The following is a 17,475-nucleotide window of genomic DNA, read 5'->3' as shown; positions in this document are numbered from 1 at the left end:
TCGTATATGTATCAAATCTATTGCTAGTTGGTTGCTCCTCAGCAGAGCCAATGTCCTCTTCAATTTGACGGAGGTAATTTAACTAATCTAAAATAAAAAATCACCAACTATTTTTGACCACATTACCAAAGTATGAAAATTTGCGAATTTGCGGTTAAAAAAAACTAAATCTTCGTAAACACCAAACAAACTGGAGAACATAACTCTATCTTTTTTCCAGTATCAGTAAGTTTTCCCGTTGTTGCATTCCTTTTGAAAATCACAATATCATTAGTATATTGATGTCCAACCAAAAGAAAATTCCCAGTGGGATCAATCGAAAAATTTCGAGGCCCTTTTCCTAAAGTGCTTGTTCTTTGCACCAATTCCAATTTCCCTTTTTTCAATATCTTGAATATCGAAATATCATTGGCTGTTCCTCGATTGGTGGCATATAAAAACTTTCCGTCAGGCGAAATATGAATGTCTGCTGCTCCAATATCTCCTTTAAAATCTGATGCAACAATTGTAGTTTCATTTACTTTTTTCAAGGTTCCGTCAGTATAACTAAATGAGGTTAAAGCACCATCTAATTCTTGTAAAACATAAACATATTTTCCGTCTTTACTAAAAATTAAATGTCTTGGTCCGCTTCCAGATTTAACATCAACACTGCTTTTTAGTTTTAAAATTTCGTCGGTAGAATTTGGATTATATTCATATATGTAAACTTTATCAGTCCCCAAATCATTTGACAACACATATTTCTTATCTGGCGAAAAATAAACCATATGAGCGTGAGCTTTTTCTTGTCTCCTAACATTAATTCCCTTTCCAGTATGCTGAACTACTTGCTTCACTTCGGTGCTACTTCCATCACTATTTTTACCCAAAACGGAAATAGTTCCACTAGAATAATTGGCTACAATAACGTTTTTGTCATCATTAATAATGTAACAAGGATCAGCTCCTTTTGAATCTTGCGAATTAATTAAGTCCAATTTTCCACTTTTAGAATCAAATTTGAAAGAGCTAATCCTACTTTCAGAACCGCTCTCATTTACGGAATAGATAAATTTATTATCGCTAGAAACGGATAAATAACTAGGGTTTACAGTTTTTTCAGAAGTGTTTTTGAAATTAAATTGACCTGAATTTGAATCGAAATCATAAACATATATTCCTTTACTCTCACAAGAATTAGTGTATGTTCCAACAATCAGATTGAATTTTTTTTCCTGTGCCTGCACAACGCTTAAAGCGAAAATGGAAAGAAGAATGGCATACGCATTTTTCATATTATTATTTTTTTTTTGAAGGGCTAAAGTAAGTAATTTTATTCATTCTTCTTTTTGTTTTCCAAAAGTGTCTTGGCAGAAATACTAGTAACTACTTTTTTACCTGTCTTCGCTTCCAATTCTTTCAAGGCAACTTTGGCAACATTTCCGCCTTGTTGAGCTACTTTTTGGCTTTCCTTAAAGTCTTTCGGATTTACCGCTTGCGAAATATCTTTGGTAGAAGCTTCAGCCAACATATTCAAAATTAATTCGGTATTACTCATATTATCTCGAAGGTTTTCTTTTTTCAAACCTTTCAGAATTTTGTATTCTTTAGTAGTTTTTTCAGACCAAGCTTTGGTAATTATATCCGTTAATATGGCAAATTGCGTCCCTTCTTTTAATCCTTTACTTTTCCATTCGTCGGTAAGTTCTTTACGGATTTCAATACTTTTCAAACGCTGATTAATCCAATTTTCAGAATAACCCAATTGCAAATAATGCTGCAAAGCCCTGTCAATTCCTATTTCGGGATCCTGCATTTCGTCTAATCTTTCGCTTCCCACTTTCGCTAACCAAAGTTTGAAAGGCTCCGCTTTTGGTGATGGAATGGATTGAATGATTCTTAAAAGACCTTCAGTATTTGAACAATCAGTAGCGTATTTTTTGCCATCTGCTGCTTCCATTTTCAGTTGTCGACAAATTGTCGATAACTCAATTCCTGAAAGTTTTTCTCTCTTTTTCATTCGATACCAATAATCTTTGGGATCCAAACTATCAGTCAAAACCTGAACTACGTCAATAACCGAAAAATACCATTGCTCCTCTTTTTGATCCCAATGGGAACGTACTTTATTATTTTCAAATAATTTTATGTCGCTCATAATATTTTATTTTCATTAATATTTTTTATTATTCATTCTTTCCTTTTTCCTCAACAAAAAAAGACGAAGCATAAGCGGTAAAAGTTCCGAAAAGTCCAACTCCAGCAGTCATTAATACAACGGCAATAATTCTACCTTCTGTTGTTACTGGAAATTTATCTCCATAACCAACTGTTGTTATCGTAACATAAGCCCACCACAAAGCATCTTCAGCCGTTTTTATATTTCCTTCTTTTGTGTTTTCGACCTGTAAAATGGCTATCGATGAAAATATTATCAACATTACTGCAAAAATGGAAACAGTTGTAAATGTTCCTTTTGCCTTATTCTTGAAAATGTGATGCAAAAGCATTCTCGAAGAACGGAAAGCTCTAACAATTCTGAACAACCTAATCAATCTTAACAATCTTCCAGCTCTAAAATAATTTATCATTGGAATACTTGAAATTAAATCAATCCAACCCCATCGCATAAATTTCAATTTGTTCTCAGCCTTATAAAAACGAACAGTAAAATCTACAAAAAATAGGAGGCAAATAACATTGTCAATAAATTTTAAAAGTTTGGAAGTTTCTGGTGGCAAAACAAAAATTGTCTCTAATAATAATGCGCCTAACACATAAATTGTTAGAACCATTATTATAATATTAAAGTATCCTAATTTATCATCCTTTTCGATTGTATCCATCTATTATAAAATTTATTCCTCAAATATAATCTAAATTCCTTCAATTTCTGAAATCCAATTTCTGAAATATAAAATCAAAATACTATCTTTGAAAAATGCAATTCAAACATCCAGAAATCTTCTATTTTCTCTTTTTATTGGTTATTCCAATTCTGGTACATTTGTTTCAATTGCGACGTTTCAAGAAGGAATATTTTACCAATGTTCGTTTCTTGAAAGAGCTTTCCATTCAAACCAGAAAGAGTTCTAAAATCAAGAAGTGGCTGCTTTTAGCTACTCGTTTATTGTTATTAAGCTTCCTGATTATTGTCTTTGCTCAACCTTTTTTCAAAGCCAAAGACTCCAAAAACAGTTCGAATGAAATGTATATTGTTTTGGACAATTCCTTTTCGATGCAGGCCAAAGGTCAAAAAGGTGAACTCCTGAAAAGAGCCGTTCAGGAATTACTCGAAAATACACCCGAAAACCAAACTTTTTCCCTGATTACCAACTCCCAAACTTTCTGGAATACGGATATAAAATCTATTCGAACAGAATTGCAAAACCTAAAATACAGTGCTTTGCCGTTTCAATTGGAAAGCGCGATGGCGAAAATAAAATCCCGAAAATCAGATGTTAACAAAGATGTTATTGTAATTACAGATGCTGTTGGTTTACAATCCAAACAATTGAAAAGCATTGATAAAGATTTCAATACGTATTTCATTATTCCAGAAACCGAACAAAAAAACAACGCTTCGATTGACAGCGTTTTTATCCACCAAAATTTAGACGATTTCTATGAAATTGGACTAAAATTATCCGCTTTTGGCGAAAAAAATAAGGAGATTCCCGTTGCTTTATACAATCAAAATAAACTGATTGCAAAGACTTTGACAAAATTTGACAATAAAGAAAAAACAATCTATTTCACTATTCCTAAAAAGGATTTCCACGGTTATGCTTCCATTATCGACAACGGATTAGAATATGATAATACTTTGTTTTTTAGCATTTCGAAACCTGAAAAAAGCAACGTAATCAGTATTGGAACTCCTGAAAAAAGCAATTTCCTTTTCCGAATTTACACCAGCGATGAATTCAATTACAGTAATTTTACCATTGCAACATTAGATTACAATTCACTCGAAAACCAGAACACCATCGTATTAAACGAGTTAGATGAAATTCCTCAAGCTTTGCAAACTACCTTAAAATCATTGGTAGAAAAAGGTAGTAATTTGATAGTAATTCCTTCTGCTACAATTTCTGTTGCCAACTTGAATCAATTTATAATGAATTTTGGTTCAGTACAATTCAAATCTTTGGAAAACAAAGAAAAATTGATAACAAAAATCAACTTCAATCATCCTTTGTTTGCTGGTGTTTTCGAAAGTAAAATTGATAATTTTCAATATCCAAAAACTAAAAAATCATTTGGAATATCAAGTTCTAATCCAGCGGTTTTGTACTATGAAGATCAAAGTGCATTTTTGACTTCGATTACTAATCCATTAGCATCGGTTTATATTTTTGCAGCTCCAATCAATATAGAAAATTCTAATTTTCAACAATCTCCGTTGATTGTGCCAACCTTTTATAAAATGGCAATCAACAGTCGAAACCAAGGAATTAATGAGCTTACGATTGGCAATAACAATCCTTTTTTAGTAGATGCAACTTTATCAAAAGACGAGATTTTGAATGTTAAAAACGACAATGAAACCTTTATCCCCATTCAACAAATTCTGAATAACAAGGTAAAATTAACTTTCAACGATTATCCTGAACAAGCGGGGAATTTTGGAATATACAAACAAAAAGAAAACCTAAAAAACATCAGTTTTAACTATAATCGAACAGAAAGTAATTTGGCTAAAGCCAATGAAAATATTCTTTCAGAATATAAAACAATAAATTCTATAGAAACTGTATTCAATACATTACAAACCGACAGAACTGACAATCAAATTTGGAAATGGTTTGTTATCTTTGCATTGCTTTTTCTGGTAACAGAAATGGCAATTATACGATTCGTAAAATAAAAACGAAATTCAAATAATTAAATATTATTATGAAAATAATCATCCGAGGCGCCAAAATTATCGATCAAAAAAGTCCTTTTCACAACCAAACGGCTGATCTTTTAATTGTTGATGGAATCATCAAAAAAATTGGAACATCACTTCCCAACACAGAAAATGCCGAAGAAGTAAAACTAGAAAATTTACACGTTTCTCAGGGTTGGTTTGACTCTAGTGTTTCCCTTGGAGAACCTGGTTTTGAAGATCGCGAAACAATTGCAAACGGATTAAATGTTGCTGCACGAAGTGGTTTTACCGCAATTGCTTTGCAACCCAACTCCTTCCCTATTATCGACAATCAATCCCAAATCAATTTTGTAAAAAGCAAAGCCAACGGTTTTGCAACGCAACTTTTCCCAATTGGTGCTTTGACAAAAAATAGTGAAGGCAAGGATATGACCGAATTATTCGATATGAAAAATGCGGGAGCAGTTGCTTTTGGAGATTATAACAAGAGTTTAGACAATGCTAATTTATTGAAAATTGCTTTGCAATATGTGCAGGATTTTGACGGATTGATTATTGCTTTCGCCCAAGATTCGAACATTAGAGGAAGTGGAGTTGCTAATGAAAGTGTAGTCTCAACAAAACTAGGATTAAAAGGAATTCCAAATCTGGCAGAAGAATTGCAAATCGCCAGAAACTTATTTCTGCTCGAATATACAGGAGGAAAATTACATATTCCGACAATTTCTACTGCAAAATCAGTGCAACTAATCAAGGAAGCTAAAGCTAAAGGTTTGAATGTAACTTGCAGTGTTGCTGTGCATCATTTGGTTTTAACCGATTCAACAATAGAAGGTTTCGACACCAGATATAAAGTTTCTCCACCACTCCGAACTGAAACGGATAGAAAAGCAATGATAGCAGGAATTCTTGATAATACAATCGATATGATTACGTCTGACCATAATCCGATTGATATAGAACATAAAAAAATGGAATTTGATTTAGCTAAAGAAGGAACCATTGGTTTAGAAAGTGCTTTTGGCACATTGTTAACTATTTTGCCTTTAGAAAAAGTAATCGAAAAATTGACTTCTGGTAAATCAACATTCGGAATTGAAACACAAAATATAGCTGAAGGTCAAAAAGCTACTGTTACCTTTTTCAATCCTGAAGGAAAAAGTGTTTTTATCAAAGAAAATATCTTGTCAAAATCGAAAAATTCAGCTTTTCTGGGAGTTGAATTGAAAGGAAAAGTATATGGGATTTTCAATCAATCGAAATTAGTTTTAGGATAAAAAACAGACCTAACAGGTTTTAAAAACCTGTTAGGTCTAAAACACACACAATGAATAATACAATCGAAAAAGGAAAAACTGCCGCCATTACAAGCTATATTTTAATTATTGGAGTTTTCATTGCAATGTCTATGAATTCTGAAAACAAGAATCCATTTGCTTCTTTTCACATTCGTCAAGCTCTCGGTCTATCTATCACATTTATATCTTTAGGACTGATAATTAGTAATTTTGACAGTCCAATGATTTCCATTTCAATGTGGGTTTTTCTCTCCGTTTTGTGGACTTACGGAATTTTTAGTGCCATCAATGGCGAAACAAAACCAATCCCTTTATTGGGGAATTATTTCCAAAAATGGTTTTCAAATATCTCATAAAAAATGAAATTATCACTCGAATATCTTGTTAGAGAACCCAAAATAAAATTAGACAAAAACCCTCTTTTATTATTGCTACACGGTTACGGCAGCAATGAAGAAGATTTATTTTCTTTTGCAAGCGAACTTCCTGACAATTATTATATCGTTTCGGCTCGTGCTCCCTACAATTTGCAATACGGAAGTTATGCTTGGTATGCAATCAACTTTGATGCCGACCAAAACAAATTCTCTGACAATGAACAAGCAAGAATTTCGAGGGATGTGATTGCTAATTTTATTGATGAACTGGAGGCTAATTATCCAATTGACGCTAAAAATGTAACACTAATTGGATTTAGTCAAGGAACGATTTTGAGTTATGCTGTGGCCCTTTCGCATCCAGAAAAAGTGCAAAGAGTCGTGGCGATGAGTGGTTATATTAATACAGAAATCCTAGAAGAAAATTATCTAAAAAATTCGTTTAATAATCTCAAAATATTTGCTTCACACGGAACAGTTGACCAAGTAATTCCTATTGATTGGGGACGAAAAGCAAAACCATTTTTGGAAAATTTAGGCATCAACATAACTTATAAAGAATACCCAATTGGTCACGGAGTCTCTCCTCAAAATTTTTATGATTCCAAGAATTGGTTACTTCAAAATTAGTTTATTTCTGGTAAATCAAGGACTGAATCGTCTCGAAAGAAACCGTTTCGTCATCATTGACAAAATACTTTATTAAAACTTCACCCCAGTATTCCCCGTCGCTAAAGTCAGCTATAATCCAGCGATGATTCAAGATTCTCACTTTGTTGATAATAAATTTATTGGCTCCAATTTGATCTTGACCAATGTATGGATTTCCTTTAGGATTAGCATTCAAATCCATTAATTTTTCGGTTACAAAGGGAATCAATTTTTCGATTTGAATCGTTTTTGTTGCATTATCAGGATTGAAATAATTTTGGGCATTTTCGTTATTTTCCAAAGAGAAATAATTAGCATCCACTAGTTTAGTATTGGCTAAATCTAAATTACTTTTCCATTTTTTTTCTGCATTCGCATAACGACTTTGTTCAAAAGTTAATTCTTGACTGAGATACATATAGGTAAAAATATTCATCAGTAGCACAAGAATAAATAGATAAAGTAGTAGTGATTTTTTCATTTTTGGGTAAGATTAAATTGTAATTTCTAAATTGTCATAAGCAAGATAAACGTTCTTCGGAAGTTTTTGTTGTATTTCTTCATGGAAGCCTAGAATATGACTAATGTGTGTAATATATGCTTTCTGAGGTTTTATAATAGCGATGAAATCCAAAGCTTCTTGCAAATTAAAATGGGTAGCGTGAGGTTCTTCTCGCAGGGCATTTACAACCAAAACTTTCAGGTTTTTCAATTTGTCAATTTCTACTTTTTCGACAGTTTTCACATCGGTCAAATAAGCGAAATTATCAATCCTGTATCCAAAAACTTGAAGTTTTCCGTGCATCACATTGATGGGAATTGCCATTTTATCACCAATAGGAAAAGGATGATTATTAATCACTTCAATAGTATGAACAGATGGCGCTCCAGGATATTTATTTTCAATTTCAAAAATATAGTCAAATCGTTTTTTAAGATTTTCTATTACTCTTTGATGTGCATAAATTGGCATTTCGCCTTGTTTGAAATTAAAAGGCCTAATATCATCCAAACCAGCAGTATGATCTGAGTGCTCGTGAGTGTATAAAATTCCATCCACTTTTTGGCAATTTGAGGCTAACATTTGTTGTCTAAAATCAGGCCCACAATCGATTACGTATGAATGATTTTCCCAAGAAATCCAAACTGAAACCCTAAGTCTTTTGTCTTTAAAATCAGCACTTTGACACACTGAATGATTGCTGCCAATTACTGGAATGCCTTGCGAAGTGCCAGTCCCTAAAAAATACACATTCATCTAGCCCAATTTTTATTAATTATTTTACAAAAATAGGATTAATTATCTTTCATTAGAAACCTATTTAATTAACTTTGCAATTAATAAGCCCTATCTTAAATAATATGGATACAGAAATAAAGTTGAAAGGTGACAAAGTCATCGAACAAATTCCTTCAATAAAAGACAAAGCACTTCGGATCAATTTGAACGAAAATATTTATGGTACTTTTGCCGAAATTGGTGCCGGACAAGAAACTGTAAGACATTTTTTTAGAGCTGGTGGTTCTTCAGGAACAATTGCAAAAGCAACATCCGCTTATGATAAAGACTTTAGCGACTCTATTTATGGAATTGAAGAGGATGGTCGTTACGTGACAGAAAGTCGTCTTAGAAAAATGCTTGCTCACGAGGAAGGATTAATTGAAAAAAGATTAAGCAGACAGAAACATCCCAATAAAATTTTCTTTACTTATGCTAATACTGTAGCTACCATTGACTTTGCCAAACAATTCAAAGGTCACGGATGGGTTGGAATTCGTTATCAAATTGAACCTGACGAAGATTATAACGAGATTATCTTACACATTCGATTTAAAGAAACAGATGTTCGATTACAACAAGAAACCCTTGGAATTCTTGGAGTAAATTTAATTTATGGTGCTTACTATAAATACAATGATCCAAAAAGATTCTTAAGATATTTATATGACCATTTAGATAAAGACCAACTAGAGATAGATACTATCAATTTTGCAGGACCTCGTTTTGCTGATATGGATAATCGTTTAATGAGTTTGCAATTAGTAAAAAATGGAATGACCGATGCCGTAATATTTGATCCTGAAGGCAAAAATATACTTCCTGCTGCCATTTTATACAAAAAAAACATTCTCGCTTTAAGAGGAAGTTTTCGTCCAGTAACAAAAGTGAATATGGATATGTATGAAGAGTCCCTGAAAATGTTTCTGGAAGAGCATAAAGTGGACGCTAACAATACCTTAGTTATCTTTGAGATTACCTTATCCAACTTACGTTCTGATGGTGAAATTGACGAAAGAGATTTTATGGATAGAGCCGAACTACTTTGTTCTTTAGGGCAAACTGTAATGATTTCAAATTTCCAGGAATATTATAAGGTGGTCGAGTATTTTTCTAAATATACCAAGGCTAGAATGGGATTAGCAATGGGTGTAAACAATTTAGTTGACATTTTTGACGAGAAATACTATCGTCATTTAAGTGGTGGAATTCTGGAAGCTTTTGGAAAATTATTTTACCGTGATATGAAAGTTTATCTGTATCCAATGATAGACGAAAACGGAGAAATTATGAATTCTGAAAATTTGAAAGTGCATCCTAGAATGAAGGAACTATATAAGTTTTTTAAATTCAATGGAAAAGTTGTTGATATTAAGAACTATAACCCTGAAAACTTGGAAGTTTTTTCACGAGAAGTTTTGAAAATGATAAGTAGCAACAAACCGGGTTGGGAGTCTATGTTACCTATAGGTGTTTCTGAAATCATCAAAGAACACTATCTTTTTGGATACAATCCAAACAAAGTATTAGAAAAAAGCAATTAGCAGTTATTAGAATCAGGTATTTCGTACAAAAACAGAAGCCCCAATTAATCAAAAAATAATTGGGGTTTTCTGTTTTTTTTATTTCACACTTTGTTAAAAATATATTTTATAAGTTTTTTAATGCAAATAAATATATTTAACGTATTTAATCGTTGTAAATTGTATTTTGACTGATTTTTATTGTATATTTATAGACCAAATCTAAATAACATATTATGAACCACACAAAAATCAGGAATAAAATTTCCTTCCCAAAAATTTTGTGTTCAATGCTTGGACATAAAATTGTAACCACAAGAAATGTGACAAACCACTTCAAGGAATATAAATGTTCCACTTGTGGTATAGAAATGACTAATGATCTTAATGGTCACAAAACATTTCTCACTCCAGAACTCAAAGATATTAATGAGTCATTAATAAGTCTGTACAAAAAAAGACATTTCGCAACCCTGTAATTCATCCTTAAGCCCCAAAAAGATGCTAACAATACTATTAATTAAAAGCCTACTATCGTTAAGACAAACTATTATACAAAAAAGAGATGCTCGATTAGCTAAACTATAACAATGCAATACAAAATCTCATTTTTGGTTTGAATATTACTCAAAATTAGTGCTAAAAACATTGATGTTTTTATAGTTTCTTGTGATAAAATCGAAAGTTGCATTCAGGACATTTCCCATAGATTTTGCCCTTTTAAAGTTCAAGTCACGCGTATAATTGAAAAGTCCTAATTTTAACTTTTGCACATTTTCTTCTGGAGCAATTGTATCATTACCCATAATAGTCAATAATTTCTTAACACGATTCTCAGCTGAATAAATTCTTTTGGCTAATACAGCTCTTTCTTCATCTTTATATTGATCGATTGAACTGATTTGAAGTTTATCTTTGACTAATTTTACCATTGGATAATTTTCCTTAAAAAACTGAGGCATATACACCTTAATATTTCCTTCATAACATTGCTGATCAAAATCGATTGGTCGGATTTTAAAAACTACTTGATCAAAATCGTGACTTGGCACAATTACATAATTATAAGCCCGCATATCACCAAGCAATCGAATCATACAGCGCTCATTAAACTTCACAAATTCTTTTGCAATTTGGGATTTTTCGGTTTCAGTACATTCCTTTAATAATGTATTCATAAAGACATCACCCGGAATTCCAATAATATGTTCTTCTATTAAAGTATCTTTATATACTAAAAAATTGATTTTATCTGGCGATAAAATATGTTCTAATTCTAGTCCATAAACCCTTGAAGCATCCGCTTTTTTAACATAAAAATGAGTGTAATTATCGTTAAGAATATTTCTAACTTTTATCCTAAAAGGCTTTGAATTTCCAAATGTGCAGTAATCAATTGAATCCACATTCAAAAATTTAATTATGCTCAAGTTACCATCTGAAAGCAAAAGTGAATAGATTTTTTTTAGTGCCAAATCAATTTCTTCTCTTTCATATTCATTATAGTAAACTCTGGCCCATAATGTATCCTGATCATTTTTGTCAAACACATTTATAGAACCCGTAAATCGTAACAAATCATCATAGATTATCGGAACTTTTGATATACGATCATATCGCTCTAAATAATCCATTAGTGAATTATTTACAGGATAAGTTGGTTTTTTAAAAACCATTAATGGTTCTTCGTTCATTTTGATTACATTTATTACAAATTTACATTAAAATATATTTCTAAAGTAACAAAATCAATACTTGAACGTCCTATTATAAATTAAAAACCAAAATAAAATTGGAAACGATACTTACAATTGATAATCTCCACAAGCGTTATGGCAACATTCAAGCCTTAAAAAATGTCTCTTTCGAAATAAAAAAAGGCAATGTCTATGGAATTCTTGGCCCAAATGGAAGCGGAAAATCGACAACTTTAGGAATTGTTTTGAATGTTGTAAATAAAACTTCGGGACAATACAGCTGGTTTGATGGAAGAATGCAAACGCACGATGCATTAAAAAAAGTGGGAGCTATTATTGAAAGACCCAACTTCTACCCTTATATGACAGCAGAAGAAAACCTGAAACTAGTATGCAAAATCAAGAATATCAACTATTCTAAAATAGACGAGAAACTAGAATTGGTTGGTTTGAATGAACGCAAAAATAGCAAATTCAGCACTTTTTCATTGGGAATGAAACAGCGATTGGCTATTGCTTCTGCCCTATTAAATGACCCCGAAATATTAATTCTAGACGAACCTACAAACGGATTAGATCCTCAAGGTATTCACCAGATTAGAGATATTATCAAACAAATTGCTGCCAAAGGAACCACTATTTTACTTGCCTCCCATTTGCTTGACGAAGTCGAAAAAGTGTGTTCTCACGTTATAATTTTAAGAAAAGGAGAAATTTTATATTCGGGTTTAGTTGATGGAATGTCAGCAAATGAAGGTTTCTTCGAATTGCAGGCTGACGATATCGAAAACTTGATTATGGTTTTAAAAACACACCCTTCTGTTGGAAGTGTCAAAATTATGGATGGCAAAGTTTTGGTTTATTTAAAAAACACTGTTGAATCTTCGGATTTGAACCGATTTCTATTTGAAAACAACATTGTTTTAAGCCATTTAGTGAAGCGAAAAAATAGTTTGGAAGAGCAATTTCTAGAATTAACAAACAATCAATAGCAATTTTTTAAAAATCAAAAATGAAACGATTACTCTCCATAGAAATACAGAAAATTTGGTTAAACAAAGCCAGTCGGGTGTTGACTTTGACCTATTTTATTTTACTTTCTTTTATAGCTTTAATAGCTTCGATAAAATTTGATATTGGGATTTTTAAATTTCATCTTGCCGAAATGGGTATTTTCAATTTTCCTTTTATTTGGCATTTCAACACTTATATTGCAGCTTGGCTAAAATTCTTCTTGGCAATTGTCATCGTTTCGATGATGGCAAATGAATACAGCTATGGCACTTTGAAGCAAAACCTAATCGACGGAATGAGCAAAAAAGAATTGGTATTGTCAAAATTTTTGACAGTCGTTTTATTTGCTTTTTGCTCCACTGTTTTTGTTTTTATAATGAGTTTGGTTCTAGGATATAGCTTTTCTTCCTATACAGAATTCGGCATCGTTTTTTCAGATCTAGAATATCTCTTGGCTTTCTTTGTCAAATTAGTTGGCTTTTTTTCCTTCTGTTTATTTCTTGGAATCTTAGTAAAACGCTCTGCATTTGCAATCGGATTTCTTTTGGTTTGGTATATTGCCGAAAGTATTATGAAAGGAATTTTAAACTTTAGATTATTTCCCGAGGGCAATACAGCAGCAAACATTGAACAATTTTTTCCAATGGAATCGATTTCAAATTTAATTGTGGAACCATTTTCTAGATTATCTGTGGTCAAAAACATTGGAACACAAATTGGATTAGACAATATTAAAGATTATAGCGTCTCTTTTTCGTCAATAGTAATTGTTTTGGTTTGGATATCTATATTTATGTTACTATCCTATAAATTATTAAAGAATAGAGATTTGTAGTATATTTGCGAAGCTATGAGATTTCTAAAAAAGATTTTATTTTTCGCATTCCTCTGTTGCTTTACAACTATTGTATTTGCACAAAATATCACTATAGACGATACTAAAACTGCTCAAGAACTTGTCGAAAATGTATTGGTTAACAGTTCTTGTGTAACAGTTTTAAATTCTTCAGTAAATGGAGATACATTTACTTCAGGAAAGAACAGTTATGGTTATTTCAATTCTGGAACGAGTTCTTTTCCCTTTTCAGAAGGAGTAATTTTAAATACTTGGAGTATTGAAAATTCAATAGGTCCTTTTATCAAAGGGGACAATGGTGGCGGAAGTACTTTCTGGTTAGGTGATGCTGACTTAGATCAAGCAATTGGCATACATTCAATAAACGCTACCTCTTTAGAGTTTGATTTTACGCCTTTGACGAATTTCATTAGCTTCGATTATATTTTTGCATCTAATGAATACCAAGGTAATTATCCTTGTAACTTTTCAGACGGATTTGCATTTCTTATAAAAGAAAAAGGAAGTGCTGCAAACTATCAAAATTTAGCGGTGCTCCCCAGTTCTACAATTCCTGTTTCATCAGTAAACATTCACCCAATAATTCCTTCTAGCGGAAGTCAAAGTGGATGTCCAGCAGTGAATGAGAGTTATTTTAACGGATTTAATGTTGCCTCAAGTCCTATAAATTATGGAGGACAAACCGTTGTTATGAATGCACAAACAAATGTTGTTGCTGGAACAACATATCATATAAAATTAGTAATTGCTGACGACCAAACTAGATATTTTGACTCCGCTGTTTTTCTTCAAGCTGGAAGTTTTTCTCCGAAAATAAATTTAGGACAAGATCGATTATTAGCTACAAACAATCCAATTTGCTATGGAGAAAGTTACATTATTGACACGAATTTACCAGCAACTTATTCATATAAATGGTTCAAAGATGGAATAGAAATCCCGTCGGAAACTGGCTCAACTCTCGTTGCCACTGATACTGGTATTTATAAAGTGGAAGTTATTTTTACACCAGCAACGTGTATGGCAACAGGAGAAATAAAATTAGAATATACTCCCGAAATTGTTTTATCAAATGCAACATTAATACAATGTGACGATAACGGAGACGGAAAAACAATTTTTGATTTGACCAAATTAGATACTATCATCAAAAATAATGATCCTAGTTTAAGTCCTGTAGTTTACTATGAATCTTTGCCAGAAGCAAAAAGTCAAATAAATCCAATTGCAAATTTTGCAACTTATCAAAATACACTGGCAAACCCACCACTTTTCGCAAGAGTTTCCAATTCTTTTGGCTGCGCCAATTATGCTCAAGTTGATCTTGTCATTGCAAACAACGCCATCGCACCTCAAAATCCTGTTCCTACTTGCGACGGAGATGACGTCCAAGATGGCTTGTATCATTTTGATTTGAATGCGCAAGTTACTCCACAAGTTTTGACAGGATTACCTTCTGGATTAATTATCGAATATTACCTAATTCCAACAGATGCTGTTTCTCAAAAAAATCCATTGCCAAATATTTTTGACAACACTCTAGCAAACCAACAAACCATTTATGCACGAATAGTGAATGGTCCCGATTGTTATGGAATTGTTCCGATAACACTTGTTGTAAACACTTTTGATCCGCCTAATTTTCAGGATGAAACGGCAATTATATGCACTGGTAGTTCTACTACTTTGAGTGTCAGCTCAAATTTTTCGAGTTATTTATGGAATACAGGAGATACCTCAAACTCGATTATGGCTACAACTTCTGGCAATTATTCCGTTCTTGTAACGGATGTGAATGGATGTACGAAAACAAAAAAATTCGTTGTTGAAGAGTCTGGAATAGCAACTATAACTGGAGCAACTGTAAATGATTTTGCAGGAAATGGTAATTCAGTTTTGATACAATATACTGGAACTGGAATTGGTAACTACGAATTTTCTCTCGATGGTTTCTATTTTCAAGACAATCCGTTATTTACGGGAATTGCGTCAGGAAATTATTTTGCTTATGCACGAGACAAAAATGGTTGCGGATTATCAATTCCGTATACGATTTATGTTCTAGATTATCCTCGATTTTTTACACCAAATGGCGATGGGTATAACGATGTTTGGGAAATTAAAAACTTTGATAAATTTCCAAATGCAACCATAACTATCTATGACCGTTATGGAAAATTATTGAAAGAATTTAGCGCAATTAATCCTAGCTGGAATGGTACATATATTGGACAAGAATTACCAGCAGACGATTATTGGTTTAATTTAAACTTAGGTGATGGAAAAATAATAAAAGGCCATTTTTCACTTAAAAGGTAGCATATATTTATTATTTTTATAAAATGAAAAAAGCATTACTTCTTTTCTGTATTTTCACCTCTATTAGTTGTTTCGCCCAGTTCAGCAAAACACATTATATTCCGCCTTTAACAGGACAAACTAATTTTGTAGAAGATCAATACATCTATATTTCAACTCCCAATATTATAAATGTTAACTTTAAAATCATTGAAAATGGTGGCGGAATTATTACTGGAGTAGTCAATAAAAATATGCCCTACATTCATTCTATAGGTCAAGGCGACAATACCCAATTATTTACTCCAAAAACAAGTATCGGAAAAATCAATAATAAAGGATATATTATAGAAGCCGAAGATTTAATTTATGTGAGTGTGAGAGTTAATTCAAGTAAAAATCAAAACGGATCATATAATCACGCTGGAGGACTTGTTTCTAAAGGAAATAGTGCGCTTGGTAAAGAATTTAGACTGGGAGCAATGTTAAATCCTTTGTCTGACAGCACTTTATTAAATTTTGCTTCCATCCTATCTACTGAGAATGGAACAAAAATCACTCTTTCAAATATTCCAATTGGCACAACATTTTCGGATGGTACAAATTTTACGGGTCCAATTACAATTACTTTAAATAAGAACGAAAGCTATGTTTTAGCCCTTGAAAACATTGATCAAAATAGTCCTTCAAACAGTTCCAAGATGATTGGAGCACTCATAGAATCTGATAAACCTGTAGTCGTCAATTCTGGTTCTTTTTGCGGCAGCAATAGTACAATTGTTAATGTACAAGGAAATCCAACTGGGAGAGATGTGGGTTTTGACCAAATAGTTTCATTTGAAAAAACCGGAAAAGAATACATTTTTGTAAAAGGAATTGGAACCGACGAATTAGAGCGCATTTTATTAATCGCTAATGTAGATAACACTCAAGTTTTTATTAACGGCACAACTCTTTTTGCAACTATAAATAAAGGTGAATATGCTGATATTGATGGAAGTCAATTTACGGATGGCAATTTATATGTTACCTCTTCTGAAAATGTTTTTGTCTATCAAAGTATTGGAGGTTCTAGTGGTTCTAATCCTTCTGCCAATCAAAATTTATTTTTTGTTCCGCCGCTAAATTGTGCCACACCCAACTCAGTAGATAATATTCCCCAGATTGAATCAATAGGAAACACCACTTTTTCTGGCGGTTTGAATATTGTAACCGAGACTGGAGCCTCAGTAACAATAAATGGAAATCCTACAACTGCAACAGCTGTTCCAATTGCTGGAAATCCAAATTTCGTTAGATATACAATCGATAATTTATCGGGAAATATTTCTGTAAAGTCCGAAAAACAAGTTTATGTTTCCTACTTTGGAACAAATGGAGCTGCAACATACGGTGGTTATTACTCTGGTTTTGACCTTAAACCTGAAATCGTAACTGATAAACTTTTATTAACAAGTTCATCTTGCATTCCTAATGTAGTTTTAAAAATTAATACTCTTACTTCTTATGATTCTTTTCAATGGTATAAAAATGATACCGAAATTACGGGAGCTACAAATAGTGAATATACACCAACTGAACCTGGATATTACCAAGTAAGAGGAAGTATTTCAGGTTGTCTCAG

The 17,475-nt window shown here is 32.4% G+C and carries 16 protein-coding genes; 10 read left to right on the top strand and 6 right to left on the bottom strand.

Annotation, left to right across the window (positions count from 1 at the left end):
• Positions 1 to 164 precede the first annotated feature (164 nt).
• The 3 genes from PHC28_RS05400 to PHC28_RS05390 are packed head-to-tail and all read right to left on the bottom strand — an operon-like array spanning position 165 to position 2,828.
• The gene (locus PHC28_RS05400; RefSeq protein ID WP_300097032.1) at positions 165 to 1,277 is read right to left on the bottom strand and encodes a lactonase family protein; all 1,113 of its coding nucleotides are present in this window, start codon (positions 1,275 to 1,277) and stop codon (positions 165 to 167) included.
• A gap of 38 nt (positions 1,278 to 1,315) precedes the next feature.
• Complete coding sequence (locus tag PHC28_RS05395; protein ID WP_300097030.1) at positions 1,316 to 2,140, bottom strand: Bro-N domain-containing protein; 825 nt, start codon at positions 2,138 to 2,140, stop codon at positions 1,316 to 1,318.
• A gap of 28 nt (positions 2,141 to 2,168) precedes the next feature.
• A complete protein-coding gene (locus PHC28_RS05390; protein ID WP_300097028.1) occupies positions 2,169 to 2,828 on the bottom strand; it encodes an ion transporter in 660 nt (219 codons plus the stop codon).
• A 95-nt stretch (positions 2,829 to 2,923) separates the two neighbouring features.
• On the opposite strand from PHC28_RS05390, the gene PHC28_RS05385 reads away from it, so the two are divergent.
• From PHC28_RS05385 to PHC28_RS05370, 4 genes are read left to right on the top strand one after another with little or no spacing between them, the layout of a single operon-like run.
• A complete protein-coding gene (locus tag PHC28_RS05385) occupies positions 2,924 to 4,852 on the top strand; it encodes a BatA domain-containing protein (protein ID WP_300097027.1) in 1,929 nt (642 codons plus the stop codon).
• Positions 4,853 to 4,881: 29 nt separating this feature from the next.
• Positions 4,882 to 6,135 carry a dihydroorotase family protein gene (locus PHC28_RS05380; protein WP_300097025.1) on the top strand — a complete coding sequence of 418 codons (1,254 nt, stop codon included), beginning with the start codon at positions 4,882 to 4,884 and terminating at the stop codon, positions 6,133 to 6,135.
• Positions 6,136 to 6,185: 50 nt separating this feature from the next.
• Positions 6,186 to 6,512: a hypothetical protein gene (locus PHC28_RS05375; RefSeq protein ID WP_300097023.1), complete on the top strand. Its 327-nt coding sequence runs from the start codon at positions 6,186 to 6,188 to the stop codon at positions 6,510 to 6,512.
• Positions 6,513 to 6,515: 3 nt separating this feature from the next.
• On the top strand, positions 6,516 to 7,163 hold the full coding sequence (locus tag PHC28_RS05370) for an alpha/beta fold hydrolase (protein WP_300097021.1): 648 nt from the start codon (positions 6,516 to 6,518) through the stop codon (positions 7,161 to 7,163).
• Between the two features lies 1 nt (position 7,164).
• Here PHC28_RS05370 and PHC28_RS05365 read toward each other — a convergent pair whose 3' ends face one another.
• On the bottom strand, positions 7,165 to 7,665 hold the full coding sequence (locus PHC28_RS05365) for a hypothetical protein (RefSeq protein WP_300097020.1): 501 nt from the start codon (positions 7,663 to 7,665) through the stop codon (positions 7,165 to 7,167).
• A gap of 12 nt (positions 7,666 to 7,677) precedes the next feature.
• Positions 7,678 to 8,442: an MBL fold metallo-hydrolase gene (locus tag PHC28_RS05360; protein WP_300097018.1), complete on the bottom strand. Its 765-nt coding sequence runs from the start codon at positions 8,440 to 8,442 to the stop codon at positions 7,678 to 7,680.
• Between the two features lie 104 nt (positions 8,443 to 8,546).
• Between PHC28_RS05360 and PHC28_RS05355 the strand changes: the two genes are divergently transcribed.
• A complete protein-coding gene (locus PHC28_RS05355) occupies positions 8,547 to 10,007 on the top strand; it encodes a TonB-dependent receptor (RefSeq protein WP_300097016.1) in 1,461 nt (486 codons plus the stop codon).
• 215 nt (positions 10,008 to 10,222) lie between these two features.
• On the top strand, positions 10,223 to 10,465 hold the full coding sequence (locus tag PHC28_RS05350; protein WP_300097014.1) for a hypothetical protein: 243 nt from the start codon (positions 10,223 to 10,225) through the stop codon (positions 10,463 to 10,465).
• Between the two features lie 144 nt (positions 10,466 to 10,609).
• On the opposite strand, the gene PHC28_RS05345 is transcribed toward PHC28_RS05350, so the two are convergent.
• Positions 10,610 to 11,680 (bottom strand): hypothetical protein, encoded by a 1,071-nt coding sequence (locus tag PHC28_RS05345; RefSeq protein WP_300097012.1) that lies wholly within the window; start codon positions 11,678 to 11,680, stop codon positions 10,610 to 10,612.
• Positions 11,681 to 11,778: 98 nt separating this feature from the next.
• On the opposite strand from PHC28_RS05345, the gene PHC28_RS05340 reads away from it, so the two are divergent.
• From PHC28_RS05340 to PHC28_RS05325, 4 genes are all read left to right on the top strand, one after another.
• Entirely contained in the window at positions 11,779 to 12,675 is an 897-nt protein-coding gene (locus PHC28_RS05340) for an ABC transporter ATP-binding protein (RefSeq protein ID WP_300097009.1), read from the top strand.
• Between the two features lie 20 nt (positions 12,676 to 12,695).
• Positions 12,696 to 13,532, top strand: coding sequence for an ABC transporter permease (locus PHC28_RS05335; RefSeq protein WP_300097007.1), 837 nt, complete (start codon positions 12,696 to 12,698; stop codon positions 13,530 to 13,532).
• 15 nt (positions 13,533 to 13,547) lie between these two features.
• Positions 13,548 to 15,872, top strand: a complete 2,325-nt coding sequence (locus PHC28_RS05330; RefSeq protein ID WP_300097005.1) for a T9SS type B sorting domain-containing protein — start codon at positions 13,548 to 13,550, stop codon at positions 15,870 to 15,872.
• A gap of 23 nt (positions 15,873 to 15,895) precedes the next feature.
• Positions 15,896 to 17,475, top strand: a 1,580-nt coding sequence (locus PHC28_RS05325; RefSeq protein WP_300097003.1) for an IgGFc-binding protein, incomplete at its 3' end; no start/stop codon positions are given.

Source organism: Flavobacterium sp. (genome assembly GCF_028712645.1).
Lineage (GTDB): Bacteria > Bacteroidota > Bacteroidia > Flavobacteriales > Flavobacteriaceae > Flavobacterium.
The sequence above is the reverse complement of the archived record's forward strand: the minus strand, read 5'-3'. Positions and strand labels throughout refer to the sequence as shown.

Excerpts from the sequence above, each read along its gene's own strand:
- PHC28_RS05350 (WP_300097014.1), top strand. The coding sequence starts at position 10,223 with ATGAACCACACAAAAATCAGGAATAAAATTTCCTTCCCAAAAATTTTG.
- PHC28_RS05335 (WP_300097007.1), top strand. The coding sequence starts at position 12,696 with ATGAAACGATTACTCTCCATAGAAATACAGAAAATTTGGTTAAACAAA.
- PHC28_RS05330 (WP_300097005.1), top strand. The coding sequence starts at position 13,548 with ATGAGATTTCTAAAAAAGATTTTATTTTTCGCATTCCTCTGTTGCTTT.
- PHC28_RS05385 (WP_300097027.1), top strand. The coding sequence starts at position 2,924 with ATGCAATTCAAACATCCAGAAATCTTCTATTTTCTCTTTTTATTGGTT.
- PHC28_RS05375 (WP_300097023.1), top strand. The coding sequence starts at position 6,186 with ATGAATAATACAATCGAAAAAGGAAAAACTGCCGCCATTACAAGCTAT.
- PHC28_RS05360 (WP_300097018.1), bottom strand. The coding sequence starts at position 8,442 with ATGAATGTGTATTTTTTAGGGACTGGCACTTCGCAAGGCATTCCAGTA.
- PHC28_RS05370 (WP_300097021.1), top strand. The coding sequence starts at position 6,516 with ATGAAATTATCACTCGAATATCTTGTTAGAGAACCCAAAATAAAATTA.
- PHC28_RS05355 (WP_300097016.1), top strand. The coding sequence starts at position 8,547 with ATGGATACAGAAATAAAGTTGAAAGGTGACAAAGTCATCGAACAAATT.
- PHC28_RS05380 (WP_300097025.1), top strand. The coding sequence starts at position 4,882 with ATGAAAATAATCATCCGAGGCGCCAAAATTATCGATCAAAAAAGTCCT.
- PHC28_RS05345 (WP_300097012.1), bottom strand. The coding sequence starts at position 11,680 with ATGAACGAAGAACCATTAATGGTTTTTAAAAAACCAACTTATCCTGTA.
- PHC28_RS05390 (WP_300097028.1), bottom strand. The coding sequence starts at position 2,828 with ATGGATACAATCGAAAAGGATGATAAATTAGGATACTTTAATATTATA.
- PHC28_RS05395 (WP_300097030.1), bottom strand. The coding sequence starts at position 2,140 with ATGAGCGACATAAAATTATTTGAAAATAATAAAGTACGTTCCCATTGG.
- PHC28_RS05400 (WP_300097032.1), bottom strand. The coding sequence starts at position 1,277 with ATGAAAAATGCGTATGCCATTCTTCTTTCCATTTTCGCTTTAAGCGTT.
- PHC28_RS05365 (WP_300097020.1), bottom strand. The coding sequence starts at position 7,665 with ATGAAAAAATCACTACTACTTTATCTATTTATTCTTGTGCTACTGATG.